A 3,547-nucleotide genomic window follows, 5' to 3' on the forward strand; every position below is an offset into this window, starting at 1 on the left:
AACTTCGCCTTTTAAATATTTTTGATTAGCAATGAGGGCCAAAGAGGCAGCGTCATAAGATGCAGGTGTTAGGTTTATCTGCTGTTATTTAGCTATTCCTATTTTTACTTTATTTTTAGTCTTTAGTCTTTAGTCTTTAGTCTGAATTTGTCCTCAACCCATCTTAGCCCGAATCAAGCCGTCTGCTTGCTTTTCATAACGACATTCTCTTTTGTGACTTCCTTATTCCCTTCGAGGAATAGGCATTTATGAGACAGCTATCGTTTATTAGCTCATCAAATATCTCACGTTCTACCGACGAAGGCATTGGCACTTGCTTTAATTTTTCATCCAGTGACAGTTATTCCGCAGATTATATTTATGATAAGTGCTTTCCTTGCTTTTCAGTTTCCTCTGCCCCGTTCCCTGGGATCTCTACTATTTCTAGCTAGCCCAGCGAAAGCGGAGGTCTCGAAGACGAACATTACCCTTGATCTTATTTGCGCCATTGATTCTGCCATGGTACGATACATGCCTTTTATGGCAGTATCTGTAAATGACAGTGGATGCTGTTAAAAAAAGAGGTAATTATAATGTCATTAGCTTCTGCAGAAACTGCGAAAATTGTGAAAGAATATCAACTAGGCAAAGACGACACAGGGTCGCCTGAGGTCCAGGTGGCCATTCTGACCGCTAAAATCATCAAACTCACCGAGCACATGAAAGCCCATAAGCACGACCATCATTCGCGCCGAGGATTATTGCGTATGGTCAGTCAGCGGCGTAAACTCCTTTCTTTCTTGAAAAGAAATGATTTTCAACGATATCTCAAACTTATTGGACGATTAGGATTGCGCTCATAAAAGGAAAAAGATGAATAAAATTAGTAAGACTTTCCTATATGGTAAACATGAAGTTACATTTGAAACAGGAGAAATGGCCCGCCAGGCCACAGGTGCTGTTGTTGTTCGAATGGGTGACACGGTTTTATTAGTATCGGTTGTTGCAAAAAAAGAAGCGGAAGAGGGACGAGATTTTTTTCCTCTTACCGTCAATTACCAGGAAAAAACCTATGCGGTCGGCAGAATTCCGGGAGGTTATTTTAAACGTGAAGGGAGACCTACCGAAAAAGAGACTTTAACTTCCCGTTTGATTGATCGACCCTTACGTCCGCTCTTTCCTAAAGGATTCACCAACGAAGTCCAAGTTATTGCGACCGTACTTTCGGTGGATTCTAAAGTTCCCACCGATATTCCTGCTATTTTAGGTGCTTCTGCGGCTATCGGTTTGTCAGGCATTCCTTTCAACGGGCCTTTAGGGGCCGCGCGGGTGGGATATTACAATGGGGAATATCTTCTAAACCCATCCTTAGACGAACTTAAAGATTCGGAGCTTGATCTCGTGGTAGCGGGGACTCGAGACGCTGTTTTAATGGTCGAATCTGAAGCACAAGAATTGCCAGAGTCGGTGATGCTGGGAGCCGTGTTATATGGACATCAAGCGATGCAGGTTGCCATTCAGGCGATATCTGAATTTATTGAGGAGACGGGAGGTACGAAGTGGGAGTGGGAACCTCCTACGTTAAATACAGCTTTAGAAAAATGGGTGGTAGAAAAATCAGAAGCTCTCCTCAAAAAAGCCTACCAAAACCAAAAAAAAATGGCGCGCCAAGCCCAGATCCAGGCTATTCGTGATCAATTTCTCGCCGATCGGGCGGCAGTACGTGAAGGAGAGGAAAACGCCGTTAATGAATATGAGCTGGCAGTGATTTTCCATGAATTAGAACGTCGAATTGTCCGTGAGCAGATCCTAACCGGACAGCCGCGTATTGATGGGCGTGATACCAAAACTGTGCGTCCTATCACCGTTAAAGTCGGGGTGCTACCCCGCTCGCACGGATCTGCTTTATTCACGCGTGGCGAAACTCAAGCTTTAGTAGTAACGACTTTAGGCACCGAGCGAGATGCACAATCCATCGATGATTTGGATGGGGATCGACAAGAAGAATTTATTTTCCATTACAATTTCCCACCGTTTTGTGTCGGGGAAGTTGGCTTTATGAGCGGACCTAAGCGTCGCGAAATTGGTCACGGCCGATTAGCCAAGCGGGCAGTAACTCCTGTTGTTCCTACTCCTGATAAATTCCCTTACGTAATTCGAGTTGTTTCTGAAATTTTGGGGTCGAATGGTTCGAGTTCAATGGCAAGCGTTTGTGGAAGTAGTTTGGCACTCATGGACGCGGGCGTGCCGACGAAAGCTGCAGTGGCGGGGATTGCCATGGGATTAATTAAAGAAAATGATAGATATGCGGTTTTATCTGACATTTTAGGGGACGAAGATCACTTAGGGGACATGGACTTTAAAGTGGCGGGAACATCAAACGGCGTAACGGCTTTACAAATGGATATCAAAATAGAAGGGATTAGCAAGGAAATTATGGAACAAGCGCTGGACCAAGCCAAGGAGGGGCGTCTACATATTCTGAGCATTATGAACAAAGTGTTGGATAAACCGCGCTCCCAAGTTTCAGATCTAGCACCGCAGTATGTCACGATGAAAATTAATCCTGAAAAAATTCGTGACGTGATAGGTAAAGGCGGGGTTGTAATTCGAGAAATTACTGAGGCGACCAATTGCGCTATTGATATCTCAGATGATGGGATGATCAAAATCGCCGCTCATACTACCGAAGAAGGCGAGGCCGCAAAGCGATGGATCGAAGAGTTAACGGCTGAGGTTAAGTTAGGTAAAGCTTACGAAGGCACGATCGTTAAAATTACGGATTTCGGCGCTTTTGTGCAAATTCTGCCGAATACTCAAGGTTTAGTGCATATTTCACAAATTGCCCAAGAACGCGTGGAAAACGTCAGAGACTACTTAGAAGAAGGACAAGTAATTCGAGTTAAAGTCATTGAAATTGACCGACAAGGCCGCGTTCGCTTGAGCATGAAACAAATCGATTAAAAAGTAGTCCGTATGCAGCGAAGCGAAATACGGGCTACTTAGCATCACCTAAAATTCGATTGTGATAGGCTGCGTAATCGGGAGCTTCAGGGTGATAATCACTGTCAAATAAAGGCGAAGTTAATAAATAATCGGCGGTTGCTGCATTGCAGGCAACCGAAAGGTTCCACATAACAGCGATGCGTAATAAAGCGCGCACATCAGGGTCGTGGGGCTGTGCTTCCAAGGGGTCCCAGAAGAAAATTAGAATATCGATTTCCTTGTTAACAATTCTGGTCCCCAGTTGAAGATCGCCTCCCAACAGACCGTTTTCCATTTTAGTTACCGTGAGGCAGTAGCATAGAGCTCATGGTGCTTTAACAAGTTTTGATATTTTTTAATCCACTGGATTAATTCCTTTTTCGTTCGATCGTGAGCGACGAGGGCGATTTTTTTGATGGTCATAGGATCTCCTTGGATGAACATTAGACTATCACAATAAAAGAACATCCGTCATCCAATGATAATGGATAAGCGGTTGCCCGCTTTTGTCAAGTAGTTAAAAAAAGCCCGTCATCTTCGTGCGTAGGCTGCCTACCGACAGACAAAGAATCGAAGGCTTTGA

Annotated in this window: 2 protein-coding genes and 1 pseudogene; 2 read left to right on the forward strand and 1 reads right to left on the reverse strand. The window is 44.3% G+C overall.

Going from position 1 to position 3,547, the window contains the following annotated elements; genetic code table 11:
* Positions 1-572: 572 nt before the first annotated feature.
* Together rpsO and pnp are read left to right on the forward strand one after the other, a co-directional pair.
* A complete protein-coding gene (gene rpsO / locus OWO34_RS04060) occupies positions 573-842 on the forward strand; it encodes a 30S ribosomal protein S15 (protein ID WP_267256641.1) in 270 nt (89 codons plus the stop codon).
* A gap of 10 nt (positions 843-852) precedes the next feature.
* Positions 853-2,943 carry a polyribonucleotide nucleotidyltransferase gene (gene pnp, locus OWO34_RS04065; RefSeq protein ID WP_267256642.1) on the forward strand — a complete coding sequence of 697 codons (2,091 nt, stop codon included), beginning with the start codon at positions 853-855 and terminating at the stop codon, positions 2,941-2,943.
* A gap of 34 nt (positions 2,944-2,977) precedes the next feature.
* Here the strand turns inward: pnp and OWO34_RS04070 are convergent.
* A pseudogene (locus OWO34_RS04070) lies at positions 2,978-3,432 on the reverse strand (methylglyoxal synthase).
* Between the last annotated feature and the right edge of the window lie 115 nt (positions 3,433-3,547).

The organism is Coxiella endosymbiont of Ornithodoros maritimus (assembly GCF_907164965.1).
In the GTDB taxonomy this organism is placed as follows: Bacteria; Pseudomonadota; Gammaproteobacteria; order Coxiellales; family Coxiellaceae; genus Coxiella.